The 23,704-nt window shown below is 36.2% G+C and carries 33 protein-coding genes and 2 tRNA genes; 13 read left to right on the top strand and 22 right to left on the bottom strand.

All coding sequences use genetic code 11. The annotated features are described in order from the left end of the window. Nucleotides 1-7 precede the first annotated feature (7 nt). Nucleotides 8-727 carry a lipoyl(octanoyl) transferase LipB gene (gene lipB, locus PMN2A_RS02140; RefSeq protein ID WP_011294369.1) on the bottom strand — a complete coding sequence of 240 codons (720 nt, stop codon included), beginning with the start codon at nucleotides 725-727 and terminating at the stop codon, nucleotides 8-10. Here lipB and hpf point away from each other — a divergent pair. The 4 genes from hpf (at nucleotide 710) to PMN2A_RS02120 (ending at nucleotide 4,183) form a co-directional block, all read left to right on the top strand. Continuing rightward, nucleotides 710-1,294 carry a ribosome hibernation-promoting factor, HPF/YfiA family gene (gene hpf, locus PMN2A_RS02135; protein WP_011294368.1) on the top strand — a complete coding sequence of 195 codons (585 nt, stop codon included), beginning with the start codon at nucleotides 710-712 and terminating at the stop codon, nucleotides 1,292-1,294. The two genes, lipB and hpf, sit on opposite strands and share 18 nt — an antisense overlap. A 14-nt stretch (nucleotides 1,295-1,308) precedes the next feature. Further along, on the top strand, nucleotides 1,309-1,992 hold the full coding sequence (gene deoC, locus PMN2A_RS02130) for a deoxyribose-phosphate aldolase (protein ID WP_011294367.1): 684 nt from the start codon (nucleotides 1,309-1,311) through the stop codon (nucleotides 1,990-1,992). After that, nucleotides 1,992-2,792: a DNA repair protein RecO gene (recO, locus tag PMN2A_RS02125; RefSeq protein ID WP_011294366.1), complete on the top strand. Its 801-nt coding sequence runs from the start codon at nucleotides 1,992-1,994 to the stop codon at nucleotides 2,790-2,792. Before deoC ends, recO begins: the two co-directional genes overlap by 1 nt. A gap of 116 nt (nucleotides 2,793-2,908) precedes the next feature. Continuing rightward, nucleotides 2,909-4,183, top strand: a complete 1,275-nt coding sequence (locus PMN2A_RS02120; protein WP_011294365.1) for a glycosyltransferase family 4 protein — start codon at nucleotides 2,909-2,911, stop codon at nucleotides 4,181-4,183. On the opposite strand, the gene proC is transcribed toward PMN2A_RS02120, so the two are convergent. The 6 genes from proC to der form a co-directional block, all read right to left on the bottom strand. Next, nucleotides 4,080-4,916 (bottom strand): pyrroline-5-carboxylate reductase, encoded by an 837-nt coding sequence (gene proC / locus PMN2A_RS02115; RefSeq protein WP_041710931.1) that lies wholly within the window; start codon nucleotides 4,914-4,916, stop codon nucleotides 4,080-4,082. The two genes, PMN2A_RS02120 and proC, sit on opposite strands and share 104 nt — an antisense overlap. Nucleotides 4,917-4,933: 17 nt before the next feature. Next, nucleotides 4,934-5,509, bottom strand: coding sequence for a cell division protein SepF (locus tag PMN2A_RS02110; RefSeq protein ID WP_011294363.1), 576 nt, complete (start codon nucleotides 5,507-5,509; stop codon nucleotides 4,934-4,936). A gap of 161 nt (nucleotides 5,510-5,670) precedes the next feature. After that, on the bottom strand, nucleotides 5,671-6,312 hold the full coding sequence (locus PMN2A_RS02105; protein WP_011294362.1) for a YggS family pyridoxal phosphate-dependent enzyme: 642 nt from the start codon (nucleotides 6,310-6,312) through the stop codon (nucleotides 5,671-5,673). A gap of 11 nt (nucleotides 6,313-6,323) precedes the next feature. Beyond that, on the bottom strand, nucleotides 6,324-6,590 hold the full coding sequence (locus PMN2A_RS02100; protein ID WP_011294361.1) for a PipX family protein: 267 nt from the start codon (nucleotides 6,588-6,590) through the stop codon (nucleotides 6,324-6,326). Between the two features lie 15 nt (nucleotides 6,591-6,605). Continuing rightward, nucleotides 6,606-7,520, bottom strand: coding sequence for an energy-coupling factor transporter transmembrane component T family protein (locus PMN2A_RS02095; RefSeq protein WP_011294360.1), 915 nt, complete (start codon nucleotides 7,518-7,520; stop codon nucleotides 6,606-6,608). Nucleotides 7,521-7,529: 9 nt separating this feature from the next. Continuing rightward, the gene (der, locus tag PMN2A_RS02090; protein WP_011294359.1) at nucleotides 7,530-8,900 is read right to left on the bottom strand and encodes a ribosome biogenesis GTPase Der; all 1,371 of its coding nucleotides are present in this window, start codon (nucleotides 8,898-8,900) and stop codon (nucleotides 7,530-7,532) included. Between the two features lie 327 nt (nucleotides 8,901-9,227). Here der and dusB point away from each other — a divergent pair, with 327 nt between their 5' ends. Beyond that, nucleotides 9,228-10,220, top strand: coding sequence for a tRNA dihydrouridine synthase DusB (gene dusB, locus PMN2A_RS02080; RefSeq protein ID WP_011294357.1), 993 nt, complete (start codon nucleotides 9,228-9,230; stop codon nucleotides 10,218-10,220). 6 nt (nucleotides 10,221-10,226) lie between these two features. On the opposite strand, the gene cobI is transcribed toward dusB, so the two are convergent. Genes cobI through aroQ form a run of 3 tightly spaced genes read right to left on the bottom strand, consistent with a single transcriptional unit; the run spans nucleotide 10,227 to nucleotide 12,051 of the window. Then, nucleotides 10,227-10,955 (bottom strand): precorrin-2 C(20)-methyltransferase, encoded by a 729-nt coding sequence (cobI, locus tag PMN2A_RS02075; protein ID WP_011294356.1) that lies wholly within the window; start codon nucleotides 10,953-10,955, stop codon nucleotides 10,227-10,229. A 36-nt stretch (nucleotides 10,956-10,991) separates the two neighbouring features. Further along, on the bottom strand, nucleotides 10,992-11,606 hold the full coding sequence (locus PMN2A_RS02070) for a tRNA-(ms[2]io[6]A)-hydroxylase (protein WP_011294355.1): 615 nt from the start codon (nucleotides 11,604-11,606) through the stop codon (nucleotides 10,992-10,994). 7 nt (nucleotides 11,607-11,613) lie between these two features. Continuing rightward, nucleotides 11,614-12,051: a type II 3-dehydroquinate dehydratase gene (gene aroQ, locus PMN2A_RS02065; protein WP_011294354.1), complete on the bottom strand. Its 438-nt coding sequence runs from the start codon at nucleotides 12,049-12,051 to the stop codon at nucleotides 11,614-11,616. Between the two features lie 108 nt (nucleotides 12,052-12,159). On the opposite strand from aroQ, the gene PMN2A_RS02060 reads away from it, so the two are divergent. Continuing rightward, nucleotides 12,160-12,241, top strand: a tRNA-Tyr gene (locus tag PMN2A_RS02060). An 11-nt stretch (nucleotides 12,242-12,252) separates the two neighbouring features. After that, nucleotides 12,253-12,324: transfer RNA gene (locus tag PMN2A_RS02055), tRNA-Thr, on the top strand. A 23-nt stretch (nucleotides 12,325-12,347) separates the two neighbouring features. Here the strand turns inward: PMN2A_RS02055 and PMN2A_RS02050 are convergent. Further along, on the bottom strand, nucleotides 12,348-12,722 hold the full coding sequence (locus PMN2A_RS02050; RefSeq protein ID WP_011294353.1) for a DUF6165 family protein: 375 nt from the start codon (nucleotides 12,720-12,722) through the stop codon (nucleotides 12,348-12,350). Beyond that, complete coding sequence (locus tag PMN2A_RS02045) at nucleotides 12,715-14,466, bottom strand: tetratricopeptide repeat protein (RefSeq protein WP_011294352.1); 1,752 nt, start codon at nucleotides 14,464-14,466, stop codon at nucleotides 12,715-12,717. Before PMN2A_RS02045 ends, PMN2A_RS02050 begins: the two co-directional genes overlap by 8 nt. A gap of 288 nt (nucleotides 14,467-14,754) precedes the next feature. On the opposite strand from PMN2A_RS02045, the gene PMN2A_RS10405 reads away from it, so the two are divergent. Beyond that, a complete protein-coding gene (locus PMN2A_RS10405) occupies nucleotides 14,755-14,895 on the top strand; it encodes a hypothetical protein (protein ID WP_187146455.1) in 141 nt (46 codons plus the stop codon). 594 nt (nucleotides 14,896-15,489) lie between these two features. On the opposite strand, the gene PMN2A_RS02040 is transcribed toward PMN2A_RS10405, so the two are convergent. Genes PMN2A_RS02040 through PMN2A_RS02020 form a run of 5 tightly spaced genes read right to left on the bottom strand, consistent with a single transcriptional unit; the run spans nucleotide 15,490 to nucleotide 16,279 of the window. Further along, complete coding sequence (locus PMN2A_RS02040) at nucleotides 15,490-15,615, bottom strand: chlorophyll a/b-binding protein (RefSeq protein WP_011294351.1); 126 nt, start codon at nucleotides 15,613-15,615, stop codon at nucleotides 15,490-15,492. Beyond that, the gene (locus PMN2A_RS02035; protein WP_011293952.1) at nucleotides 15,615-15,764 is read right to left on the bottom strand and encodes a high light inducible protein; all 150 of its coding nucleotides are present in this window, start codon (nucleotides 15,762-15,764) and stop codon (nucleotides 15,615-15,617) included. The genes PMN2A_RS02040 and PMN2A_RS02035 overlap by 1 nt, the downstream gene beginning before the upstream one ends. Continuing rightward, nucleotides 15,764-15,910, bottom strand: coding sequence for a high light inducible protein (locus PMN2A_RS02030; RefSeq protein ID WP_011294350.1), 147 nt, complete (start codon nucleotides 15,908-15,910; stop codon nucleotides 15,764-15,766). The genes PMN2A_RS02035 and PMN2A_RS02030 overlap by 1 nt, the downstream gene beginning before the upstream one ends. Beyond that, entirely contained in the window at nucleotides 15,910-16,029 is a 120-nt protein-coding gene (locus tag PMN2A_RS02025; protein ID WP_011294968.1) for a high light inducible protein, read from the bottom strand. Before PMN2A_RS02025 ends, PMN2A_RS02030 begins: the two co-directional genes overlap by 1 nt. Before the next feature lie 34 nt (nucleotides 16,030-16,063). Further along, nucleotides 16,064-16,279, bottom strand: a complete 216-nt coding sequence (locus PMN2A_RS02020; RefSeq protein WP_011294349.1) for a high light inducible protein — start codon at nucleotides 16,277-16,279, stop codon at nucleotides 16,064-16,066. Nucleotides 16,280-16,550: 271 nt separating this feature from the next. Here PMN2A_RS02020 and PMN2A_RS02015 point away from each other — a divergent pair, with 271 nt between their 5' ends. Further along, the gene (locus PMN2A_RS02015) at nucleotides 16,551-16,832 is read left to right on the top strand and encodes a hypothetical protein (protein WP_144043254.1); all 282 of its coding nucleotides are present in this window, start codon (nucleotides 16,551-16,553) and stop codon (nucleotides 16,830-16,832) included. Between the two features lie 33 nt (nucleotides 16,833-16,865). On the opposite strand, the gene PMN2A_RS02010 is transcribed toward PMN2A_RS02015, so the two are convergent. The 3 genes from PMN2A_RS02010 to PMN2A_RS02000 all read right to left on the bottom strand — a co-directional run bounded on the left by PMN2A_RS02010 (nucleotide 16,866) and on the right by PMN2A_RS02000 (nucleotide 18,533). Continuing rightward, nucleotides 16,866-17,315: a DUF3804 family protein gene (locus tag PMN2A_RS02010; protein WP_011294347.1), complete on the bottom strand. Its 450-nt coding sequence runs from the start codon at nucleotides 17,313-17,315 to the stop codon at nucleotides 16,866-16,868. 231 nt (nucleotides 17,316-17,546) lie between these two features. Next, complete coding sequence (locus PMN2A_RS02005; protein WP_011294346.1) at nucleotides 17,547-17,822, bottom strand: DUF1651 domain-containing protein; 276 nt, start codon at nucleotides 17,820-17,822, stop codon at nucleotides 17,547-17,549. A 525-nt stretch (nucleotides 17,823-18,347) separates the two neighbouring features. Continuing rightward, entirely contained in the window at nucleotides 18,348-18,533 is a 186-nt protein-coding gene (locus tag PMN2A_RS02000; RefSeq protein ID WP_041700523.1) for a hypothetical protein, read from the bottom strand. 776 nt (nucleotides 18,534-19,309) lie between these two features. On the opposite strand from PMN2A_RS02000, the gene PMN2A_RS01995 reads away from it, so the two are divergent. Together PMN2A_RS01995 and PMN2A_RS10050 are read left to right on the top strand one after the other, a co-directional pair. After that, complete coding sequence (locus PMN2A_RS01995; protein WP_011295020.1) at nucleotides 19,310-19,543, top strand: hypothetical protein; 234 nt, start codon at nucleotides 19,310-19,312, stop codon at nucleotides 19,541-19,543. 360 nt (nucleotides 19,544-19,903) lie between these two features. Continuing rightward, the gene (locus PMN2A_RS10050; RefSeq protein WP_071813615.1) at nucleotides 19,904-20,005 is read left to right on the top strand and encodes a DUF4278 domain-containing protein; all 102 of its coding nucleotides are present in this window, start codon (nucleotides 19,904-19,906) and stop codon (nucleotides 20,003-20,005) included. A 54-nt stretch (nucleotides 20,006-20,059) separates the two neighbouring features. Here PMN2A_RS10050 and PMN2A_RS01990 read toward each other — a convergent pair whose 3' ends face one another. Then, nucleotides 20,060-20,809, bottom strand: a complete 750-nt coding sequence (locus PMN2A_RS01990; RefSeq protein ID WP_011294345.1) for a TVP38/TMEM64 family protein — start codon at nucleotides 20,807-20,809, stop codon at nucleotides 20,060-20,062. Between the two features lie 78 nt (nucleotides 20,810-20,887). Beyond that, entirely contained in the window at nucleotides 20,888-21,184 is a 297-nt protein-coding gene (locus PMN2A_RS01985) for a hypothetical protein (protein WP_225866319.1), read from the bottom strand. 234 nt (nucleotides 21,185-21,418) lie between these two features. Between PMN2A_RS01985 and PMN2A_RS01980 the strand changes: the two genes are divergently transcribed. Together PMN2A_RS01980 and PMN2A_RS01975 are read left to right on the top strand one after the other, a co-directional pair. Then, nucleotides 21,419-22,798 carry an aldehyde dehydrogenase family protein gene (locus tag PMN2A_RS01980; RefSeq protein ID WP_011294343.1) on the top strand — a complete coding sequence of 460 codons (1,380 nt, stop codon included), beginning with the start codon at nucleotides 21,419-21,421 and terminating at the stop codon, nucleotides 22,796-22,798. A 44-nt stretch (nucleotides 22,799-22,842) separates the two neighbouring features. Further along, nucleotides 22,843-23,703 (top strand): lytic transglycosylase, encoded by an 861-nt coding sequence (locus PMN2A_RS01975; RefSeq protein WP_011294342.1) that lies wholly within the window; start codon nucleotides 22,843-22,845, stop codon nucleotides 23,701-23,703. The last annotated feature ends 1 nt before the right edge of the window (nucleotide 23,704 follow it).

Here is a 23,704-nt window from a genome sequence, read left to right as displayed (position 1 = left end):
GGTTGATTTATTTTTCCCAGTTCAATTTAAAACGTCTTTTAACAGATTCCCTTAAAAGAGGCGTAACGTCACAGACTTTGATGCCAGGTATCCAATCACTCAATTTCCCTACTTTCACTTTATCTAGTCCACAAGGAATTATCTTTTCAAAACCAATTAGATCACAATCTACATTTAGTGAAAACCCATGCTGAGTCACCCATCTCTTGCAACCAATTCCTATTGAACCAACCTTTTTATCTTCACACCAAACTCCTGTTAAGCCATCTACCCTCTTCCCCTCCATTCCCAACAAGTCAAGAACATCAATCAGCACTTGCTCCAATTCTCTCAAATACCAAGATAAGTCTTTTTTGTGAAGACTTAAATTTAAAACTAGGTATCCAACGATCTGCCCAGGCATGTGATGCGTAACTTCACCTCCTCTCTCAATACTAAAAACTGGCAATGGAGAATTATTTTCTTCGAACAACAAATTTTTTTTATCGCTACCTCTACCCATTGTGAAACAAGAAAAATGTTCGAGTAGCCATACTGCTTGGGGTGAGAACGGTTGCTCAATAAGGTTTTTTTGAAAATTCTTCTGCCAACCTAAGGCAGTCTCAAATGGCACAATATTTTTAGGTTCAAAAAGAAAAGCGGAAGAAGATTGTGCAAGTTGAGGGGTTAGATCTAAGTTGCTATTAGGCCCTGTCTCAGGCGAAACAAAATGAAGCTTCTTATCCATGGACGCAATCTTGAATTAACTCAATCGCTTCGTGATTACACCAAAACAAAAATTGATAAAGCAACTCACAATTTCCAAGAAATGGTGCAAGAAGCTGATGTCCACCTCTCAGTCGCTCGAAATCCTCGCGTGCCACAACAGACAGCTGAGGTGACTGTCTTTGCAAACGGAACAGTAATAAGAGCCCAAGAAAGAAGTGAGAATCTTTATGCAAGCATCGACTTAGTAGCAAATAAACTTGCACGACAATTACGTAAGTACAAAGAGCGACATAACAGTCATAATGTTCATCATAATCAGTCAACGAAATCAGTCCAAAACGAAGACACTCAAAATTTTTCTTCCTCGGATCATTCACTCACTGAAGGCAAAGAACCACATCTACCTAGCCCAGGAGTCAGACGCAAATATTTCGAGATGACTCCTATGAATATTGAGCAAGCAAGAGTCCAATTAGACCTGATTGATCATGACTTCTATTTATTTAGAGAGGAAGAAGGATCCGCTTTGCGAGTTATCTATAAGAGAAATCACGGAGGATATGGCGTAATCCAAGAAAAAATTTAAATACTACTAGTCAAATGAGTAAAAACAGCGTGGAAGAAGCTCATGTCAATATTTCTAATGTGATTTATCAAGCAGTCCTAAATCCTCATTTTGATAAAGAAATGATTGTTCAGATTTGTGATGCATCCAAGCAAAATGGCTTTGCAGGTTTATGCACTAGTCTGTCCAATCTACCAATTGCTCGTGAACGGTTAGGAAGCAAAAGTACTACAAAATTAATCTCAGTTATCGCCTTCCCTTTTGGGTTTATCCCAACTTCTATCAAACGAAAAGAAGCCGAATATGCATTAGATAAAGGAGCAGAAGAGTTAGATCTAGTTCCAAATTATTTTGCATTAAAAGAAGGAAATATAGAACTATTTGCCGAGGAAATAAATCAAATAAGTGAACTTGGTATTCCAGTAAGAGTAATTATTGATGCAAATACCCTCTCAAACTTCTCAAGACTTTCCGTGGCAATTGATGCATTAATTGATGCGGGCGCAATTGGAATTCAAATAGGCAATGGTTTTGGGCCATCTGCATCAAAGGATCAAACTAATCATGTCTCTAAACTTGTTAAAAATCGCTGCTCAATTAAAACTGTAGGAGGTATTAAAACTTTTGATCAAGCAATAGAAATTATTGAAGCAGGATCAACATTTATTGGGACAAGTTTTGGTTTTGAAATTACCCAAGAACAAAAGAAAAAGGAATAATGAGTTTAAATCAAAGAATGAAAGGACTTTCTTTAAAAGTTGGACCTCTCGGCGAGAGTGACAGGCTATTAACCATACTTAGTGAAGAAAATGGAATATCTCGTTTTGCTATACCAGGAGCAAGAAAACCCAAAAGCAGGCTTGGAGCGACATCACCTTTTAATTTTTTAGACTTACATATAGTCGGAAAGAAAAATCTTAGGCGAGTTACACAAATAAAGATTCTTAAAAGTTATGGGGATCTAGGAAGAAACATCGAAACACTTTCAGCAGCCCAAGCGATTTCAGAGCTAATTATGGTTATGGTTGGCAATGAAGATCCTCAAAAAGATTTACTTAAATTAGTTTTAATCCATTTAAATAGACTAAATGACTTACATAAAACAGAATTTAATTCATTAGAAGCTTTAGCAATCAGCGTTCAATCGTGTGTTCATTTATTGGCTCTAGGAGGATATTGCCTACCACTTCAAAACTGTTGTCATTCTGGTTCCAGGCTGATACCACCTATTGGAGAATGGAGCTGGAAGTGCAGCTTTATACCTGAAGAAGGTTTTGCTATTGGAACAATTCCTAATGCAAGCGCAGAACTGAATCCATCTGAACTTGCTTTACTTCAGAGACTATTACTTGAAAAATTACCTTTTCACAGTAATGGGAAATTATTAGGTCCTAAAAATGTCTGGTTAAAACTACTGAGAATTGTTGAAACCTGGATTGAAACTCATTTACAAAAAAAAATCACATCTCTTGAAATGATGAGAGAAGTAATAATTAGTAATGAACTAAATACCAAGTAGTAACTTATATTTAAATTTTTTTTAGAAAATCTTATTTATAAATTATTTAACTATTAACAATAGTTTGATTAGAAATATATGATAGCTGCTAATTTAAAATACCGGTTTTCTAGAGTTTGACCCATATCGCCTGGCTAGGCAAAAAAACACCTTTTTGCGGGAATGTCTGTTATGGGCTTAGCACGACTGAAGAGCTCAAAGAAAGAGGATATCAAACAAGTTTTATTCATTTTGATAACCCAATGAGGGATGGGAATAATAAGACTTCCCTCTTGGCGAATGATCCCGACGTAAGTCTTCCTTATTTAATTAAATCTCAGGTTTACACAATTCCTTCTCTAAATGCGCAAAGGGAGCTTAGAGAATCGCTCTCAAGACTGAAACCTGATTTAGTTCATGCAAGTCTTACGCTTTCTCCATTGGATTTCCGACTGCCTGAGCTCTGTCATCAACTTAATTTACCTTTGATAGCAACTTTTCACCCAGCTTTCGATTCAAAGCTCAGAAATCTTACGGCCAATACACAGCAACTTACCTACCAACTTTATGCTCCATCATTAGCTAAGTATGACAAAGTAATTGTTTTTTCAGATTTACAAGCAGAGGTTCTCGCAAAACTAGGAGTAAAAGAGAGCAGACTAGAAGTAATACCTAATGGAATTGATATAAAGAAGTGGAACACGCTTAAACCACATAATTCACAAAATGAACTTCATTTCGAGATAAGGAAAAAGCTTGGTTCTGAGAGAATATTTATCTATATGGGTAGAATAGCTTCTGAAAAAAATGTTGAAGCTCTACTACGTGCATGGAGATTTGTCCAGCCAAAAGGATGTCGATTAGTAATAGTGGGAGATGGTCCACTAAGGCCAACACTCGAAAATCATTCAATTTCCAACAAAGAAGATAATGTGTTTTGGTGGGGATACGAAGCTGATCAAAATAAAAGAGTCGCTCTTCTTCAAATCGCTGAGGTCTTTTTACTTCCAAGTCTTGTAGAAGGATTATCTATTGCCTTGTTGGAAGCTATGGCAACAGGAACAGCATGTGTCGCGACAGATGCTGGAGCAGATGGAGAGGTGCTTGAAAATGGAGCAGGAATCATACTTAATACTGAGGGTGTAACGTCTCAATTAAGGACTCTTTTACCTGTTTTGCACGATCAGCCAGTACTTACCCACGAACTAGGTAGACGTGCACGCTTAAGAGTAGAAGAAAAATATACACTTCAACAAAATATTGACTCACTTGAAAATCTATATACAAACGTACTTAGATCATCTAGCTCTAAACTTCCTCAGCCAATTGACGACTCTTCTGCGCTGCCAAAACAACTGCTTCAATTAAGGCGGATCTCAAGCCAGCAAGTTCAAGGTGTCGAAGAGCACTAATCGTAGTACCTGCAGGAGAGGCAACCATATCTTTTAGTTCAGCAGGGTGCAAACTCTTTTCTCTTAGTAGAGATGCAGTACCTGAAAGGGTTTTATGAGCTAATTGATTGGATAAGAGTCGTGGTAATCCTGCGGCAACAGCTCCATCAGCCATTGCTTCAACAACTAAAGCTATATATGCAGGTCCTGAAGAAGTTAAAGCCAAAAAGGAATCAAGCTTTGGCTCCTCCAATTCGTAAATTTCACTAATAGGTTCAAAAATCTTTCTAACAACTTTCTTTTGATCCAAAGTCATATCATCTGGCCACGCCAAACCAGTAAGCCCTTGGCCGACAAGAGAAGGGGTATTGGGCACTGCTCTTACACATGTGTGTCTAGGGAAAGCTTTCTTAAGACTTTTCAGTGTTATTCCAGCTAAAACTGAAATTAATAACGGTTTAGGAAACTGATCATTCGATTGAAATGACGAGACAGATTCTTTGATTTTGCTCAATTGTTGAGGTTTTACAGCCAATATTTTTATAGGGGCCTTCCACACTTCTTTAGACAAAGAATCTTTGCTTGATACGACTTTTACTTCCTTTGGAAGATCATTCAATGCAGATGCAATACTTGAGCTCCTACCAACAATTCCTAAAACTTGTTGAGGATTGTATTCACCTCTCTCCAAAAGAGGTGAAACAATAGCCTTAGCCATACTGCCAAGGCCAATTATCCCAATAGAAATTTCCAATCTATTTAATCATTTATTCAAAGAGCAGTAGCGACTGTCTCACCCCAAGCAGGCTCTGGCGCAGGAGAGGTTTCCTTGGAAATCAAATCATTACCTTTATTACTCATATTTGAAGGGGAGGCTTCCTCTTGAAATGAATTAGTTACTGTTACGCAAGAAGGTGCAAAAAGAAAAATGCTTTCTCCGACTCTTTCTTGATGTCCATCAATAGCAAACGTTCCGCCTGCGACAAAATCAACTGCTCTTTGAGCCTGATCAGGCTCCATCATTGTGAGATTTAAGATAACTGTTTTACGCTCCCTCAAGGCTTGTATCACTCTTGGCATTTCATCAAAGCTCCGAGGTTCCATCAAACTAACTTCAGAATCATTTGTTGAGATACCAGGCATTCCAATAACGTTTGAGGGAGGGAAACCACTCCTTCCATCAAAAGGATTGGCCTGAGAGATAGTTGCCATTTCTGTACTTCCCTCTTTCTTACCTCTATTGAAATTCTCAAAGTCATCACTTGTTTCGTAATCGAGCTCATCAAAATCACTATCTAAAAAGTCATCGCCAGCGACGACAGCACGAAGACGGGAAATAAGCGACACCAGTTAATCCTCTCGGGATGATTTGTTAAAAGTTGGATAAGCCAACAAAGGATACATCTTCAACAACATGAAGGATGAACCATATACTTAAATAACGTTCCTTAACTTAAGGGGCAAGCTTTTTTATTAGTTTTTTCATATCTTCGACTATTTATCTAATTCTAACGTTTACCAAACAAAAGAGATCCCAATCGAATCCAAGTAGCACCACCTTGAATAGCTTCTTGCCAATCGTTGCTCATTCCCATTGAGCAATCCTTTAATCCCAAATGATTTGCAAAATTTCTACATTCACAAAATAAATCTTTTCTTTGATATGCATTAAGAACTATTGGCGGTATTGTCATTAATCCAATCAAATTAATATTCTTCAAAGAAATAATATTAGACCAACTTTTCAAAAGTTCTTCTTTTAAAAATCCACCCTTGTTGGGGTCCTCTATAAATTTAACTTGTAAAAATATATTCGGAGATTTTTGCTCTTCTTGTGAAATTCTAGAAATACGTTCAAGCAAAGGCAATGAATCAACCGAATGAATAAAGTCAAATTCTTTAATAACTCTTCTAACTTTATTTTTCTGCAATGTTCCAACAAAATGCCATCTGAGTTGCGTTAAATCACTTAGATCGATCTTTTTTAGGATGGCCTCTTGCAAACGACTTTCTCCAAAATCCAACTGACCATAACCAGAAAGTTTACGTATCGAGTCATGCTTATGCCCCTTGCTTACAGCAAGTAAATTTACCCCAAGGGGTATAGAGTCTTTAATTTTCTTAAATTCATTAGAACCAGTCAAAATCAAGTCAAATAGAGTTACATAAAAGTTTGATTAAATAGTTCTTGCCAAACATCCATATCGGAGGATTTTTCTCTTCTACATTTAGCCATATGCATTTCCGAATAATGTCGAGCGTCCATATATGGGATAACTTCAAAGGTTGCTCCCCGTGGTTGCAAAGTAACTAAAAAAAATATTTTCTGTGCATATAAAGTTGCATATACGTCTCTACCATTACTTGCTGGTGACACTAGATATAGCATTCCAAAAGTTGGATGATTTAGATAGCGCTCAGCGTTCAAACCTGATTTTTTTAATTAAGACGTACCATACAGACAACGTAAGCTAATGGCTATCAAAAGCAAAAAAATCGAACTTATGTTAATCCACAAATATTTAGGATTAATAACTATGTTTGGTCTTAATTGCTCTGAAGATAGCCAAAGCCCCTGCCTTGACATTAATGAATCAGCCCCCTGTTCTGCTCTAAGCAAAATATTTGACAATAGTCTTTCCCCTAAAGTCACAAATAACCCCAATGAACTTTTAAGTCCCAATTTTTTAAAATCAATTGCCCTCACACCAATTGAGCGAAAGAGGTTTTGGAGTTCCTCTTGAACTAAAGGTAAAAATCGTAAAGCCAAAAGCAGTTGAAAAGATAGTTTTTCTAAAGGAAATCCCAATAGAGTCAAAGGTGCAAAAAACCACCTTATTGCCCATACAAGGTCTTCAGGAGGTGTTGTAATTAATATCAAATTCACACTGTGAATAACAGTAAAAATCAAGGTTGAAGTTTTAATACCTAATTCAGCCGAGCGGCGATCGATAATTAATGGTCCTAATGAAATTCCCCCGAAGTCAATAGGCCCCAATCTAAAAATCTCCCATGATCGAGTCAAAATAATTGCTCCTGGTATTTCATCAGATGCTCTTATAGGTAATGCAAAGGATGATTGACTAGCAGGTAAAACAATCGATAAGGATCCAATAACCAAAGAGAAAGCCAATAAAAATACTAGAGATCGCCACCAAATACGTGGAGGGAGGAAACTAAGAAATGTAATCAATAAAAGAACAAAAGCTATTGAAATCCTCCAAAGAGAATTAGCTAAAATCGGAGTCAGCAAAAACAACAAGATCCAAGAGAGTTTAATTCGAGGATCAATACCACGAAGCCAGCTAGATTTGCCAGAGACATATTGACCAATTGGAATCTTTTTTAGCCAATCCATAAATAATTACTAATTTCGGACCCCTTTCTGTTGGCGTGCCATATCTTTTTCGACATCGCGTTGCTGCTTCCCTCTCCAAAATAATTTTATAGGAGTCCCTTCAAAACCAAGACCCTCTCTAATTTGTCTCTCAATATATCTTCGATAAGTTTCCCCAAACAATTTAGGTTCATTCACGAACAGAGTAAAACTGGGAGGATTAATAGCTACTTGAGTACCGTAATAAAGACGCCCTTGTTTTCCCCCTCTGGTTGTAGGTGGACTTCTCCATTTTAAGGCCTCAGTCAGCACCTCATTAACAACTGAAGTAGTTACCCTTCTTCTACTCTGATCAACGGCCAAAGTAGCTAATGCAAAAATACCCTCTACTCTTTGACCCGTAACTGCTGATGTAAAGATCATCTGGGCCCAATCGAGAAAATATAATTTTGAACGAATGTCTTTTTCCATTGCAGACATTGTGTGACTATCTTTTTCTACAGCATCCCATTTATTAATGACTATCAAACAAGCTCTTCCTTCCTGCTCAATTCTACCTGCAAGCCTTTGATCTTGTTCTGTAACGCCATCCAAAGCATCTATAACCAACACACAGACATCACTTCTTTCTATTGCCTTAAAACTGCGATTAATACCAAAAAATTCTGGGCCATAATTAACACTTCTACGTCTACGTATTCCCGCCGTATCAACTAATTTCCATTCCTTACCCTGATGAGTAATTCGAGTATCAATCGTATCTCGAGTTGTACCCCTAATAGAGCTAACAATTGCCCTTGTCTCTCCACAAATAGAATTAAGAAGACTTGACTTACCTACATTTGGTCTCCCAATAATTGCCAATTGAACAGGAGAATCACTAACTTCATCTAAATCTTTAGAGGGAAACAAATTAACCACCTGATCAAGCAGATCGCCTGTACCTACTCCATGTATGGCAGAGATTGGATAGGGCTCACCAAGACCAAGCTTCCAAAATTGAGCTGCCATTGCTAAACCTTGTTCGGGAGATTCACATTTATTAACCACCACGAGGGTTTTGCCGGAACGAGACCTTAAAAATTCAGCAATTGATTCATCAGCGGTAGTAATTCCCTCCTGGCCATCAACAATTACTAATGCAACTACGGCTTCCTCAAGCGCAAGATTAGCTTGCTCTCTAATTTCAGGGAGGAACTCACTATCGTCATCAAAGACTAGCCCTCCAGTATCTACAACTTTAAAATCTCTATCCCTCCAGAATCCATCTTGATAAGTTCGATCTCTCGTTACCCCCGGCTCATCATGAACAATGGCTTCTCTGCTCTGACATAAGCGATTCACCAATGTAGATTTCCCAACATTTGGGCGTCCAATTATTGCGACTACTGGTAGCGCCAAATTTCTCTACCTTTCATAAGATTATTGACCCTTTATAGGTCAAAATTAAGATTAATTCTTCATACTACAAGTATGAGCAAAGAGTTCGATTCCAAAATGAAATTTAGAAATCAAACTTCCCTAAAAAGATTGACCAAAAAAAATAGGGATTCATCAACAACCAAACCATCTTTAATAGCAATACTTCTCGTTTTGTTAGCGTTTCTTCAAGTTCCAATTTCCTTAAAAGCATCAATAAATATTTTTTGCTTATTTTCAGAAATCAGCGAAACAGATAAAACTTTCTCTTTTTGTAATGACTGAAATAAATCAAATTTCCCTCTAAAGATGAAAGAGTTTTCTCCGATTTGTTTGTCAGGCAATGGGACACCTAGATCTCTAGAGTGTCTGGTTATTCAGTCCCCACTTGCAGGAGTAAGCGATCAAATATTCAGGAACTTTGTTCGTAGATGGTCTCCAAAAGCTTTACTTTTCACCGAAATGGTAAATGCTAAAAGTCTTGAATTAGGTCATGGTGAAGAGAAAGTAATTGAGCTTTCAGAAGAAAGTGGTCCAATTGGTGTTCAACTTTTTGACCATAGGCCAGATTCAATGGTAGATGCTGCCATCAAAGCCGAATCATCTGGTGCATTTCTTATAGATATCAATATGGGTTGCCCAGTAAAAAAAATTGCCAGGAAAGGAGGCGGAAGTGCTCTATTGAAAGAACCAGAACTTGCACAATTAATCGTCAAAAAGGTTTCAAAAGCCATATCTATTCCAGTAACAGTCAAAATAAGATTGGGGTGGTGTGAAACCACAAGTGATCCAGTATCTTTTGCTTTAGGTCTACAGGAGGCTGGGGCTCAACTCATAACTGTTCATGGGCGAACAAGAAGGCAAGGATTTTCTGGCCATGCAAACTGGAAAGCTATTGCAAAAATCAAAAAGTCATTAGATATACCTGTCATCGCTAATGGTGATATTAAAAACTCTCGAGATGCTATTGAGTGCCTAAAGATCACGAATGCCGATGGGGTGATGATAGGAAGGGCAAGTATGGGAGCCCCATGGCTAGTTGGACAAATTGATGAAGAAATTAAGAACCAAACAACTTTTAAACCACCTGACGCAAAGATGAAAGTGAGTTTATCTTTAGAGCACCTAAAATTACTTGTTTCAAAGAAAGGAAATCATGGGCTTTTGATTGCTAGGAAACATATGAATTGGACTTGTAGAGGTTTTGAAGGTGCGTCTAATCTTCGCCATAAATTAGTTAGAGCACGCACTCCAAACGACGCAATTAAACTACTGGAAGACGAACTGCTTAAATTCAACTAAAAAGTTTTAGGGCATTGTCAAAGGCCAACTTTGTCGAATCAACAGTAAAGAAAAATATGGCCTAGTCCCTGAGGGCAGATCAGATGCCCTAAGTATTTGTTGATCTGAAAATCCTATTCTTTCTGCAAATATAGAAATTTTTATTAGATCAAGTTCTTCAAGCAAAAGTTTGACCCATTCCCATTTTTTACCAAGCTTGAGCAAAACAACTACCCTTTTCTTTGACGCTGCATCAGACAAAATAGACTTCAGCTCGTCATATGAGTCTGGGACAGGTAAGACAAGTAATTCTTCCTCTTGAAAAGCAAGTGGTAATTTACTTTTCGCAGCGGCGGCAGAAAAAGATGTCACACCTGGAATTAATTTAACAACGCACTCTGGATGATATTTTTCTAACTCCTTTGAAAGATAAGAACCTGTCGAGAAAAGCGAGATATCTCCTTGAGCAAGAAAAACAACTCTTTCACCTTTGTCAACCATCTTCATTAAATCATTCCCGGCAACTCGCCATGCACTTTTTAAAGTGTTCTGATCGTCAACCATGGGAAAGTATAAAGGTAATTTTTTTTTATCTTTGGTTATCCATTTTGAAGCAATTTTTTCAGCAAGACTATCTCCTCCTCTAGTAGAGACTGGATAAGAAACAACTGTTGATTCTCGAATGGCCTCAACTGCTGCCAAAGTTAACAAAGAAGGATCACCTGGTCCTACGCCAGCAATAGTCAAAACTTTCATTTGATTGGATAACTTCTGTCTACTTAAAAGAGATAATTAACTATGCATCCTTGGCTGATGATGCATTTCCAATAAAGCATCAGATTCAACCTTAGCTAATTCTTCTAGCCTAGAGGTAAGAAGATTTCTTTCAAAGCGTTCATCTGCCAACTTCCAATAAATTCCAAAATGCCTAGCCTCGCTTTTGAGTAAGTCGGCGTATAAATCACGAAGTTCTACATCAGGGGAATGTATAGACAACAATTTCATTCTTTCATGACTCCTTGCCTCAATAAGTCCGGCGACAAGAAAGCTATCCAACATTCGCAATGGTTCATCTTTGCAAATATTTTTTGCCAGAGTCAATCCATAGGGAGGTGAGGCTAATTTTTGAAGTTTTTGTCCACGAGCATTTAAAATAGATAAAACTCTCTCAAAATGTTCAAGTTCCTCTCGCGCTAATGGGCTCAGTACCTCTGAAAGCCCAGGTTCACTGACATAACGAAACATAAGTTGTAGAGCCACTCCAGCAGCCTTCCTTTCACAATGTGCATGATCCAAAAGAATTTCCATCGGGTTAGAAATTGCAAGATCTATCCAATCTTCAGAAGTTTTATTTATTAGCCAGCGAATCTTTGATGGCCCTGCAACTTGAGATTTTGAATTATTCATAAACTTCTCAGACTCGCTTTAAATAAGAAACTATCCCCTCTAAAGCAAGTTGATAACTATTCGCTCCAAAGCCACAAACCAAACCCAATGCTTTATCTGAAAGGAATGATTTATGGCGAAATTCTTCCCTGGAATAGATATTACTTAAATGTACTTCAACGTAAGGAATAGCAACTCCTAATAAAGCATCTCTAAGAGCAATAGAGGTATGTGTATATGCGCCTGCATTAATCAATATTCCGTCAATGGAGCCAACACTTTTTTGAATGCAATCAATCATCTCGCCCTCTGAATTACTCTGAAAGAATTTGAGCTTTGCATCAAGTTCACTAGCTAAAGTCAATAATTCTGCTTGAATGTCTTCTAAAGTTTGGGATCCATATATGGATGGTTCCCTTTTCCCAACAAGATTTAAATTTGGACCATTAATAAGTAAAAGATCCATAGTCCTTATAAGTTAAACATCTTTCATGATCGTATCGATTCAGAACACAAAGGACCAACAAATTCGAGAAAAGTGGCACCATTTACTGTTAATCTCATCAAGTGGAACGGGTCGGTGCCCGAGTGGTTAATGGGGGCGGACTGTAAATCCGCTGGCTACGCCTACGTTGGTTCAAATCCAACCCGGCCCATCTTTCCACAAGCCCTTGTAGCTCAGCGGTAGAGCACTCCCTTGGTAAGGGAGAGGTCTCGGGTTCAAGTCCCGACGAGGGCACTCAGACCCTCTACCAAGAGCACCTAAGTAGAGTCAAAGACCCCTGAATGGGGTCTTTTTTTTATAGAAGCTCTCTTATCATTTTCTTTGTAAACTGATCTAGCGATTTGAATAAATTCTTTGTCAAATTTTTGATTGCTCTCTTTTATCCTTATTTTATCTTCTATTTCCCAAAGGTTATTGTTTACTTCTTTGAGATTATTAATTAAATCGATATCAATTTCCAAATTTTCATCTTGAAGTATTTTTCTTAGTAGTTTTAGTTCTTTATCTACATTTTTTAATTTTATTCCAGTCATATGTATTTGTTTGATTTCTAGAATCGTGATTTTATCGATTAATTCTCCTAAAGAGACTGGAGCGAGAATAGAAGATAAGGATTTCAATTTTTTAGTCATTTTTTTTCATTTCTTTTGTAATTGCGATTGATACTCTATCCATAACCTCTTGCCAATTATGTCGCTCTTTTTGTCGAAATAATTTCATCGATGGATACCAAAATGTATTCTCCCTTTCAAGTCCCCAAGTCCAAAAAGGAATATCTTTTAGCAGTAACCAAACTTTCTTTCCCATTCCTCCAGCTAAGTGAGCAATTGAAGTATCACAAGTAATAATCAAATCACAGTTTTCAATAATGGCAGCATTTTCAAGAAAATCCCAAGTCGCATCAATTTGTGGTTGGCATTCAACAAACTCATTTTTAAATGAACAATCATTTAATTGTTCTGAACCAAATCCTTTTTGTAAAGAAAGCATTGTTATATCATTTTCTTTAAGAAGGATTGAGAATATGTCTAAAGGAATTGAACGTCCTTGATAAACGCTTTTTTCTATTTCTGGACTTCCTTGCCAATTAATACCAATGATGGGTCTTTTCTCTTTAGATAGAATGTCTTTCCACTTTTTATTTAATTCATCATTTGATGAAATATATGGCTCAGAAACGATTGGATTTTCTGGCCTTACTTTTAAATATTTAGGTAAAGATAATAATGGAACCCATTCACCTTCTGACACTAAGCTTGCTTGTTCTGGAGTTAATGGATTTAGATCAATACATGATGATTGGATCAATGAATGTAGTTTTGTTTGAGCACAAAAAGAAATATCAAAATCTTTTTTTCGTAGGTAAGGTATGTATCGCATATATTGAAGCGTATCGCCTAAACCTTGTTCGCTAACAACTAAAAGTTTGTTTCCTTTGTCTAATTTTTCATTATTGATTTTTTTTAGTTTTATATTTGCGTGAGTAATAGCAGGTTTTTTGGTTTGAGATCTAAACTCATAGTTTTCTAAACCAGATTCATAATTTCCTTTTAGAAGTTCTAATAATGAAAGATTGGAATATGCCTCTGCGAAATCAGGATTGATTTCAATTGCTTTGCGGAGTGATAATTCAGCTTCTTGTAAGTTGCCAAGATCTTTCAATATATTTCCTAGATTTGAATATGCCTCTGCGTAATTGGGATCGAGTTCAATTGCTTTACGAGTGGATACTTCTGCTTCTTGTAAGTTTCCAAGATCTATAAATATGGTTCCCAGATTTGAAAATGCCATTGCGGAATTGGGATTGAGTTCAATTGCTTTGCGTGTTGATATTTCTGCTTCTTTTAAGTTTCCAAGATCTTTCAATATCGTTCCCAGATTTAAATATGCCTCTGCGTAATTAGTATTGAGTTCAATTGCTTTACGAGTGGATACTTCTGCTTCTTGTAAGTTTCCAAGATCTTTCAATATCGTTCCCAGATTTGAAAATGCTATTGCGTAATTGGGATTGAGTTCAATTGCTTTGCGTGTTGATATTTCTGCTTCTTTTAATTTTCCTAGATCTTTCAATATGAGTCCATAATTAGAAAAAACATTGTGGTTCTTGAAACCTTGCTGTATTAAATATTCATAATATTTTATTGCTTCTGGAATATTACCTCGTAGATGAAACTGAATTGCTTGATTAATTATTTGTTCTTTAGATGGTTTAGATGGTTTAGATGGTTTAGATGGTTTAGATGGTTTAGATGGTTTAGCGGGAGTATTAGTAGTAATAGTTATATTTTCTTGGATTTCACCTAAAGCAAATGGAACAGTAAATGTTTGGATTTTAGGTATATTCTTTTTCCCTTGATCTTTATCACTGGATTCCATTATTTTCTAAGAACTTGTGTATGAAGTAATTCTACTAATACTACAAGTGCCAGTTTGACCTCTTCCTGAGATTATTGATACTTAACTAATAACGCTAGATGATTGATTAGTTGCTTGATAAAACGAACTATTTTGCCAATCAACTACTTGATTGAGGTCATCCAATTTGGTTATGTCCTTTAATCCAAAAAAACGGCATACAAATAAATGTCCAATCATTAATTTCATATGACCTACTAATGTCTAATCTTTTTTTTTAATGCCACCCCTTAATTTTTTCTAAAAAAGTTGTACATAAGTTGGACATTTTCTAAAAATATCGACTTTCCAGTTACCAACTCTTGTCAGGCACTATCAGGTGTTGTGAGTGGTGGTCCCGACGAGGGCATCGTCGGAGGGACATCAAAGAGATTTAATCGCAATCAATAGGACCCAAAAGGTATCTTTTTTTAAGGCGAATGTATTGCTGTATTAGATATCATCTTCACTGTTTACGAAGGGGTTGTATCTGACATTAAAAATCAAAGTCGCTGCAATGCTTAAAAGCAAAAGGCCAAAAACAACTTGTGGGGGTGGAAATATCATTAGACCACTTTAAGAAAGGCACAAAAAAACCGCCCAGTTCTGCTAGGGCGGGTTCTTCGTGAGATCAGGCGTAAGTGTTTCCTTGTTTCCACTACGGAGGATCTCAACTCCTCACAAAATGAATTTATCTGAACAGGCTTAGGAATAAACCCCTAATAGGAGGGTTTATTGATTGGCACAGGCACTAAAAAAGCACCCAATTGGATGCTCTTTCGGCACAGAACTATGTGTGAGGAGTTGTTCTGTATAACTATTCTGATACACCCGAGGTCAAGATGGCAACAACAAAAATAATCTCTTAAATATTGTCAAAAATTGGTGTTCCAAAAAGGGCATGTTATATAAACACGATCATTCAGTAAAATTAAAAGCAAAAAAAATGCCCCTTCCGTAATGACATAGAAGAGGCCTTTTTTTTATTTGATTTGAAAGGTAGGACTACACAATTCCTGGGATGATCCAGCCTGTTAATCCGTAGTTAATCACAGCCGCAAAGAAGCCCATCATCGCAAGGCGGCCATTCATTTGCTCGGCTGTTTTCCAGTAGTTAGTTTCTTTGTTCATCACACGAAACCTGGAATGATTTGACCTGTTGTTGCATAAGCACCAACTAGAGCAATGCATCCAAACAATGCTGCATAGCCGTTAAGTCTTTCTGCAGTTACCTTTTCAGGATCAATGTTTCTTCTGTTGTTGTTGTTTTGAGTAGTCATTAAACAACACCTGGGATAATTTGACCTGTTGTTAGATATGCACCAACAAGGGCTAAACAGCCAATGGATGCAGCTAGGCCATTGAGTCTTTCTGCAATGACTTTGCCTTCTTCTACTCTTGGAGTTTCAGTCGTTTGGTTTTTCATTAAACAACACCTGGGATAAGTTGACCGGTTGTTAGGTAGATACCTGTTAGAAGAACGAATGCCATCATGGCTGGTCTGCCGATGCTTCTTTCTAGGATTGTTTTGTTAGATGGTTGCATTGTTTTTAATAGTTACTTATTAGTAGTTATTGGTTTAGAAAATTCCAGGAATGATTTGACCTGTTGTGAAGTATGAAACCAAAAGGCTGACCATCCCGATCATTGCCCAACGGCCATTTGTCTTCTCAGCTTCTTCTGGATAGCTGGTGTAGTCCTCTACAAGCTGTGGCTGTGTTTCACGGCCAAAGATGTTTTGCTTGCCGTACTCAGTGATTACCTGAGAAGAAGCTGCGTTGGAAGAAGTTGTCATTACTGGAATTGCGTTGATGTGAACAAATGTAAAGTATTAACTTTGTAGCGCAAAGATACGGTCGGGTACGGCTTCTTCTAATAATCAATAAAAATAAGTCTTAAACACTAATGACAGCAACTGATTGGAGAGATATTTATTCAATGATTAGATCTATTGATGACTCTAATAAGTATAAATAGCCCGAACACGAGTGAGTTTACCCACCATTGATATTTTGTTTAGAGGCTATATTTCGATAATCAAATCTAGGCCAAATAAGTCACTTTTCATGAGTTTCGAACCTGATAATTTACAAACACTTATCAGTAAGTACAGAACTATGGACATATATGAATTAGAAGCAAATATCGATAACTGGGATAAAGAAAATGATTGCCCAATTCAAACTCAAAGCCTTGCTATTGCAAAAACCGAACTGGAAATTAAATACAAAGAGAGACAAGAACAAATAGAACTTTTAACTAAATCCCTCACTTCTTCTTCACGAGCTGGTAGATGGATTTTTAGTGTTAAAGCCGTTATTAAACAGCTTCTAAAATTCAAGAAATAAAAGCCATATCACTTTCAGAAGCTGTTGTATCAGTTAGTCCCACGTTGAAATATCCGTAGTTCCTTGTGATCTTTGCATCCATACAATCTTCCATATGCCATCAATTTTCTTGAAAATCAATGAATAAATAGATAAATCATTATTCAGGTCACCTTTGTAGCTAAACACCTCTTTCAAGGTAAATGCAGTAAAGCCCCAATCAGAATCAGCCTCAAGCCGATGAATCTTGACTAATTCGGAAAGTTCAATAACCAAATCATCACTGTCATACATTCCTGCAAGACCCTTCGCGATTATTGGGTTACAACTTGGTCTGATAGCCAAGAAATCATTTGTGGTGTTGGCTAGTAAAAATGTTTTGTTTTGAGACCTGTCTGCAAAACTTTGTATAAGAGCTTCTAGCTGCTGTGAATCAGAAGACAATTTTCTAAAATGTATATGATCGGAGCAACTCAGTGAATCAGGATGTGTAATTTGAGGCATTTGAACAAATAGGAAGTGAATTTACGAGTGGATAAAAAGCACTAAAAAATAGACTTTCAACAGATCTAGTACTCCCTTAAAAAAATTTAGCAAGTCGTCTCATCGGATATATATTCGATTAGTGTCAATCAAAGATGTCAAGCTGCGAAGGTATCGAAATTAAATAGCAGGGTCAAGTAATAGGTAGATATTCTTGCACCTAGTCGCGATATTCCTAGGTCAATGTTCCCGCTAGGCAGCTGCATCATTAATCTGATGTTCAACTAATTCCCAATCATTAGATAGCAGTTCATTCCAAGTTTCATGTGCAGATTCATAGTCCAGTCTTCTTGTATTTTTCAATTGGATTGGGATACCTTGTTCGGTGCAATACCAAAGTTGAGTTAAGACAGTCGGTGCAACCATGACAGATTTAGGGTCACGAATAAAAAACAAACAAAAGTCTCTGGCAGGTGCGACCAACCATCCTGCTGGAGTTGGCAATACTTCTCTTACTGGTTGGTTCATTCTCCTAATTAAAGAAAAAAGAAACCACCAGCGAGCAGGTGGTTTCTTTGCCTTTTGCGACGGGGATTCGACTAATACAAATATACTAATTAGTATTGGTTAGTCAAGCGACTGGTTTTTCCCATTAAAGAAGGGGCGAGATTTTGGTCGCCCCTTTTGAGTTCAGCACTTTTCTATCCATCTGAACTTTCCACCCTGACTAAGCAACCATCTACTGGATCGGAAGTGCTAGAACTCCTAATTCATTTCTAACAAATTCAGATCAGGTGAACATGAGAAAAAACTCCTGTTTAACCAACGATCCAATAATCTTTGTGCTTTCTGAGGATTAGTTTGAGAAGATCGAGAATCATTCTTGTGACCTCAATATTTCAACTGAAAGTAATAAGGAATTAAGTGTGGAAGCATTCCAAGCGAGATCAAAAGAACAGAAAACCAAAGAAAGACTGATGAAAGGGGATTCGATCCATTAGATCTGAAACTACGGGTTGCTGGCATAATTAGACCTCCTGTTAGTTGGATTTTTTAGTAGTCCATTGAGCAGATACCAAACTGCAAACACTCATTCTCGTAATCGACCTCATCAAAATCAGTTTCATAATTAGAAACCAGACCACACCAATCGTTCCCCTGGATAGGAACCCCACAAGATTTCGAGAATGTTTCCTTTACGTCTTCGATTGCATGTTTAAAAGGATTGCCGCATGTCATGGTTTAACCTCCTAATAGTGCTTTGATTTATATCTACTCCTCTTAATTGAAAATATCTATAGGATAAAAGCCCTAAAGTATTAACTCTCATTGGCCTCATAAAGAAAAACTCCTGAAATGAATCAGAGGTTGGGGTTGTTCGGACCGTTGCAGAGACCGAACAAAAAGTTTTCTCTGTTCACATGAGGAGGTGTGAGATTTCTCCCTAGTGTCATTAACAGATCTGCCTTTTTATATCTTCAAGAGTGCTATGAATCTTGATTTACATCTACACTTACCAAAAAAGATCTACGAAGCCAACCAAAACGTAGAAATACTTTGGTGGCCTCAGCCCTATCGATGTCCACTTAAGAGGAGTAAAAATGAGAACACTAGTAAATTAGTTCAATGCCAAGGCTGATGGACTCGAAGGGGGCAAACAAACACTCTCTTACTTCCTACGAGGTATCTCTATGACTAGAAAAAGAGACAAAGGTTGGACTGCAATCATTGAGCTAGACAATGGTTTTCTAAACTTTTCACTAGTGAAGCAGATGCCTTAGTTGATGACTTCGGCAATAATCCACCATCAGAGATAGGAACTCAATCTTATTCAGGAGATACTCACTACAAATGAGATTGATTTAACTCATTTTAATTGCATTAAGAAAGGGACCCTACTGCATCAGCGACCTTGAGTCCCTCTCTTCATTTGCAGAACGAATTGTATGAGGAGTTGTTCTGCTTTTGACTTTCTAATCAAATCCACAAAGGGTCTGCATCAGAAGAAATTCCTAATGACCAAAAGGAGGCAAATTCTTCTTATGCCTTTATTGTTGAAAGGAGCAAACAATTCTCCAACATGTATAAATTTTGGGAGAAAAGACATGATTAAGAAGAAGGAGAAGTTCAATGTGACGCAGGGCATAACTCTTTTGCTTCTTAAAAAAATTTCATTACCTTCAAACCTAGTCTTTCAAATGATTCTCTTTATTACTAATCCTGAAAACAATATTGGATACGAGCATTAATAGGCACAAAAAAACCGCCCGTTCTGAACAAGGCGGTTTTTTGTGAGATCAGTCGCAAGTGTTTCCTTGTTTCCACTGCGGAGGATCTCAACTCCTCACATATAAATATTAAGTTGATTAATACCAATGAAAGCAACAAGCAGTAAAGTTTTTCAACTGTCACAGATCATAAGAATTTAGAAAGTTCACTTCAGCAAGGACAATAAGCTTTATGTAACAAGCTGAACACCGAGGAAAGGATAATAGGCTTATGATTATTGTGTAGCGAAAACTACAAAAAACGTTCAACTCATCAAATGATGAGCCGCAGTTTGACTCAGGCCAAGGAACGGGGACTTGAGCATATTTCGGAGAAAAAAAATGTCTTTAACCTACAGAGGTCTTAAGTACAATCAGCAAAAAGCAGCTGTAGAAAAGCAGCATGTACAACTTACCTATAGAGGTAAGTCTTACCAAAGCTAGCAGCTATAACCAAATCAAAAAAAGCCCCTGAAGGGGCTTTTTTTAACCAATAAATTACTTAATAATATTAGGTCTTTTTTGTAAATATATATTTATCATTGCCAAACTAAATATTATTAAAAACGATGTTATGAATAGAAAAAGATAATTTCCAGAAATCGTATCTAATTCTCCATTTAATATTTTTTGTAAAAAATTTTTTAATCCAATATCCTTGATTTTTCTTGCGGCAACACCGCTGGCGACAAAGGGTGAATCTGAGATTATTATGCTAAAAATTAAAGCAGGCATAAACCTTTTCCATGTTATTTTTGTCAGTCCTATGGCATAGCAAACAAAATCAAAGAACCCTGACATCAAAAGAGCTGTCATAAGGAAATAATTATTTTCTAGATAATCTTGACTAATGCTTTCAACTCTTCTCATTTGTCTTGAACCAAGTAATCTAGTAATAAATTTTCTTCCTAATTTTCTAGCCAATAAAAATGATATTGAACAAGAGAAAAAATCTGCAAAAAATATAATAACTAACCCCTGCGTAAAGCCAAACTGAAACCCAGCAGCAGCGGAAAATATTGTTCCAGGTAAAACTGGTATTATGATACTAGTGGATCTTAATATAAATAATAAGAAAATTAATATTAAGCTGAAAAAGTTATTCGTATTTAAACTGCTAACAATATCATAAAAGAAATCAGCAATAATATTAACATCCAAGTGAATAAAAGTAATACTTAAAATAACAACGAAGAAAATTATTATTACATAACTAAAATATTTACTAATAATAAACTTGTTAGTCATAAAATATTTTTCATAATAGAATATAATTCTATCTTAAATTTACAGCAATAAAATTATTAACAATCTCTAGAAGACTTGCTAATTATGTTCAAACTTTAGACTGCACATTGTATTAGCTTCTGTTAAAGGCATTTCTCCGGAGTTCCATTTCTCATATACACATGCATAGAAAGGCTCATTTAAACTACTCAAATCATTTTTTTGATCTATTAATTCTCTTAGATATTTAGCTTTCGCTCTGAGATATTCTTTTTTATATAACCAGTACATCACCTCGGCAACACCTATAAAAGCCAAAGAGAATATAATGACTACTAACAAATGATTAATCAATCTTTCACTTGTAAGGATTGCTATCTTAGGCCCGATATACAAAAAAAGTAACTCGTAAATAATACTCAAAAATCTTTCTCTTCTTGTTTACTGTGAATATCCATTTATCTTTGAAGTTTTCATAATTTATATTATCAAGAATCAAGAAAAAACACTGCAGCTGTTCATAATACGGAAGTCAAAGACTAAGTCAAAATACTTATAGGAATATCTTCTCTGACCTTAGCCTCAACTTATGATTTATTTTGTTAGAAGGATTGAAAATCGTAATGAGCAATGTCATTAGAAAATTTCGTACTTCATCAATTACAAGATCTAGTTCTATCAGGCAAAACAAGAAATGAGAAATGGAGAAGGGCACAGCTTAAATCCTTATCAACTTTATTAGAAAATCATCAGCAAGAAATATTAAAAGCCTTAAGTCAAGATTTAGGGAAGCCAGCTACAGAAGCGTTCTTCGAGATTATTGCAGTAAAGCAAGAAATAAAACTGGCGCAGAAAAGTTTATCTAATTGGATGAAGACGAGGCAAATCAATGTGCCTGTCTCTCTTAAACCAGCTCAAGCATTGGTCCAGCCGGATCCGTTGGGCTGCATTTTGATAATTGGGCCATGGAATTATCCTTTTTCGCTTACCCTTCAACCACTAGTAGGAGCATTAGCCGCTGGAAACACTGCTGTTTTAAAGCCATCAGAGCATGCTCCTAACGTTTCAAATCTGATAAAAAAACTTATAGAAAAATATTTCCCACCAGAGATCGTGCAAGTTTTTGAAGGAGATGGAAATATTGCTGCTGATTTAATGACTCGACAATTTGATCACGTCTTTTTTACAGGTGGAGAAAATATAGGGAAAAAAGTAATGGAAGCCGCCTCAAAAAACCTCACTCCAGTAACTTTAGAACTTGGTGGCAAAAGCCCAGCTGTTGTTATCGATGGTGCAAATCTAGAAGTAACTTCAAAGAGAGTTATATGGGGAAAAAGTCTAAACGCTGGTCAAACATGTATTGCTCCGGATCATTTACTGGTTGAGGATAAACTTTTTGATTCATTAATTTCTAATTTAATAAATTCGATCAATGATTTCTACGGAAATACGCCTTTAGATTCAAAACATCTGGGGAGCATTATCAATGAAAAGCAATTTAATAGACTTAATAATTTACTAACACAAGCTAAAAAGAATAACCAGATAATCTATGGAGGAGATAGCAATGAAAAAGAGAAAAGAATTAGCCCTACATTGATCAAAATTGACAATAGAAATGATCCTCTTATGAAGGAAGAACTTTTTGGCCCATTGCTGCCTATTTTAAGTATTAAAAATCTCGACCAAGCTATTTCAGATTTCAAGTTATTGCCTAAACCCCTTGCTTTATATCTTTTTGGAGGAGGTGAGAAAGAACAAGGTAAAGTACTCTCTATGACCTCTTCAGGAGGTGTTTGTTTCAATGATGTTGTTCTACAGGCAGGGATACCTGAACTGCCTTTTGGAGGCGTCGGAACAAGTGGCATGGGGAAATACCACGGCAAAGCAGGTTTTGATAACTTTACTCATTACAAATCAGTCCTAAAAAGACCTTTTTGGTTAGATCTAAACTTCAGATACCCTCCTTATAAGTTAGATTTGTCTTTACTTAATAAATTAATAGGTTAAAGTAAATTTAATATCTATAAAATAGATAATCAATTAGCCTAGAGATGATCAAAAATATAAAAACACCTATCGGTTTATTTTATATAAATAGCATTATATTTCTCTTATCAATATTTCCTTTAAAAGTTAGTTCAGAAACAAAAATTGTCGCAAAAAGTGGGGACACCCTTTTCAAAATATCCAAGCAATATGGAGTTACTTTAAAAGAACTAATGTATAAAAACAATCTCAATGATGCTACAAAAATAATAGAAGGTGAAGTTATAATTATACCTCATACAGGAATTGATAAACACAAAAAGAATGAACACCTAACTTATAAAGTGATAGAAGGAGATACTCTTTACAAGATTTCAAGAGATTACAACGTAAGTCTAAATGATATTATTTCCGTGAATAATCTAAGAAAAGATTCTTATCTTAAACTTAATCAGATTATCTTATTACCAAAAGGAGCTAAATATAAGAAAGAAATTAATATTGAAAATATTAAAGTAGCAAGTAAAAAAGTTTTTTATCATAAAACCACTAAGACAGAAGATCTTTCAACCATCGCATATCTGCACAAAATACCTATAGAGCAACTTAAGACTTTAAATAAATTAACTGATCCTATAAAAATCAAGCCTAATATTAAATTAAGATTAAGAAAAGATAAACCTTTAAAATGGATAAAATATGGATCATTAATGATCAATTGGTCAGATTGGACATATTTTGATGGCAACTATATTGCTCAATCAAAAACAAAGAAAAATAAAACTTTCTATTTAGCTCTTAGCTGCAAAAAGAGAGTTTTAAACAATACATTAATTAATTCTTACTGGACAAGTTGGTATTTCCCTGAAACTGATTTTGAATTTAAATTAATTAACGATTTTTGTGATCAGGATTTTAATTTTTAAA

This window comes from Prochlorococcus marinus str. NATL2A (assembly GCF_000012465.1).
Classification (GTDB): domain Bacteria; phylum Cyanobacteriota; class Cyanobacteriia; order PCC-6307; family Cyanobiaceae; genus Prochlorococcus_B; species Prochlorococcus_B marinus_B.
This window is presented reverse-complemented; position numbering and strand designations above follow the sequence as displayed.

Coding starts and splice junctions, on each gene's coding strand:
- hpf (WP_011294368.1), top strand. CDS start 710: ATGAAGCTTCTTATCCATGGACGCAATCTTGAATTAACTCAATCGCTT.
- lipB (WP_011294369.1), bottom strand. CDS start 727: ATGGATAAGAAGCTTCATTTTGTTTCGCCTGAGACAGGGCCTAATAGC.
- deoC (WP_011294367.1), top strand. CDS start 1,309: ATGAGTAAAAACAGCGTGGAAGAAGCTCATGTCAATATTTCTAATGTG.
- recO (WP_011294366.1), top strand. CDS start 1,992: ATGAGTTTAAATCAAAGAATGAAAGGACTTTCTTTAAAAGTTGGACCT.
- PMN2A_RS02095 (WP_011294360.1), bottom strand. CDS start 7,520: ATGGATTGGCTAAAAAAGATTCCAATTGGTCAATATGTCTCTGGCAAA.
- dusB (WP_011294357.1), top strand. CDS start 9,228: ATGAAAGAGTTTTCTCCGATTTGTTTGTCAGGCAATGGGACACCTAGA.
- cobI (WP_011294356.1), bottom strand. CDS start 10,955: ATGAAAGTTTTGACTATTGCTGGCGTAGGACCAGGTGATCCTTCTTTG.
- PMN2A_RS02070 (WP_011294355.1), bottom strand. CDS start 11,606: ATGAATAATTCAAAATCTCAAGTTGCAGGGCCATCAAAGATTCGCTGG.
- aroQ (WP_011294354.1), bottom strand. CDS start 12,051: ATGGATCTTTTACTTATTAATGGTCCAAATTTAAATCTTGTTGGGAAA.
- PMN2A_RS02050 (WP_011294353.1), bottom strand. CDS start 12,722: ATGACTAAAAAATTGAAATCCTTATCTTCTATTCTCGCTCCAGTCTCT.
- PMN2A_RS02045 (WP_011294352.1), bottom strand. CDS start 14,466: ATGGAATCCAGTGATAAAGATCAAGGGAAAAAGAATATACCTAAAATC.
- PMN2A_RS02040 (WP_011294351.1), bottom strand. CDS start 15,615: ATGAACAAAGAAACTAACTACTGGAAAACAGCCGAGCAAATGAATGGC.
- PMN2A_RS02035 (WP_011293952.1), bottom strand. CDS start 15,764: ATGACTACTCAAAACAACAACAACAGAAGAAACATTGATCCTGAAAAG.
- PMN2A_RS02030 (WP_011294350.1), bottom strand. CDS start 15,910: ATGAAAAACCAAACGACTGAAACTCCAAGAGTAGAAGAAGGCAAAGTC.
- PMN2A_RS02025 (WP_011294968.1), bottom strand. CDS start 16,029: ATGCAACCATCTAACAAAACAATCCTAGAAAGAAGCATCGGCAGACCA.
- PMN2A_RS02020 (WP_011294349.1), bottom strand. CDS start 16,279: ATGACAACTTCTTCCAACGCAGCTTCTTCTCAGGTAATCACTGAGTAC.
- PMN2A_RS02015 (WP_144043254.1), top strand. CDS start 16,551: ATGAGTTTCGAACCTGATAATTTACAAACACTTATCAGTAAGTACAGA.
- PMN2A_RS02010 (WP_011294347.1), bottom strand. CDS start 17,315: ATGCCTCAAATTACACATCCTGATTCACTGAGTTGCTCCGATCATATA.
- PMN2A_RS02005 (WP_011294346.1), bottom strand. CDS start 17,822: ATGAACCAACCAGTAAGAGAAGTATTGCCAACTCCAGCAGGATGGTTG.
- PMN2A_RS02000 (WP_041700523.1), bottom strand. CDS start 18,533: ATGACATGCGGCAATCCTTTTAAACATGCAATCGAAGACGTAAAGGAA.
- PMN2A_RS01995 (WP_011295020.1), top strand. CDS start 19,310: ATGACCAAAAGGAGGCAAATTCTTCTTATGCCTTTATTGTTGAAAGGA.
- PMN2A_RS10050 (WP_071813615.1), top strand. CDS start 19,904: ATGTCTTTAACCTACAGAGGTCTTAAGTACAATCAGCAAAAAGCAGCT.
- PMN2A_RS01990 (WP_011294345.1), bottom strand. CDS start 20,809: ATGACTAACAAGTTTATTATTAGTAAATATTTTAGTTATGTAATAATA.
- PMN2A_RS01980 (WP_011294343.1), top strand. CDS start 21,419: ATGTCATTAGAAAATTTCGTACTTCATCAATTACAAGATCTAGTTCTA.
- PMN2A_RS01975 (WP_011294342.1), top strand. CDS start 22,843: ATGATCAAAAATATAAAAACACCTATCGGTTTATTTTATATAAATAGC.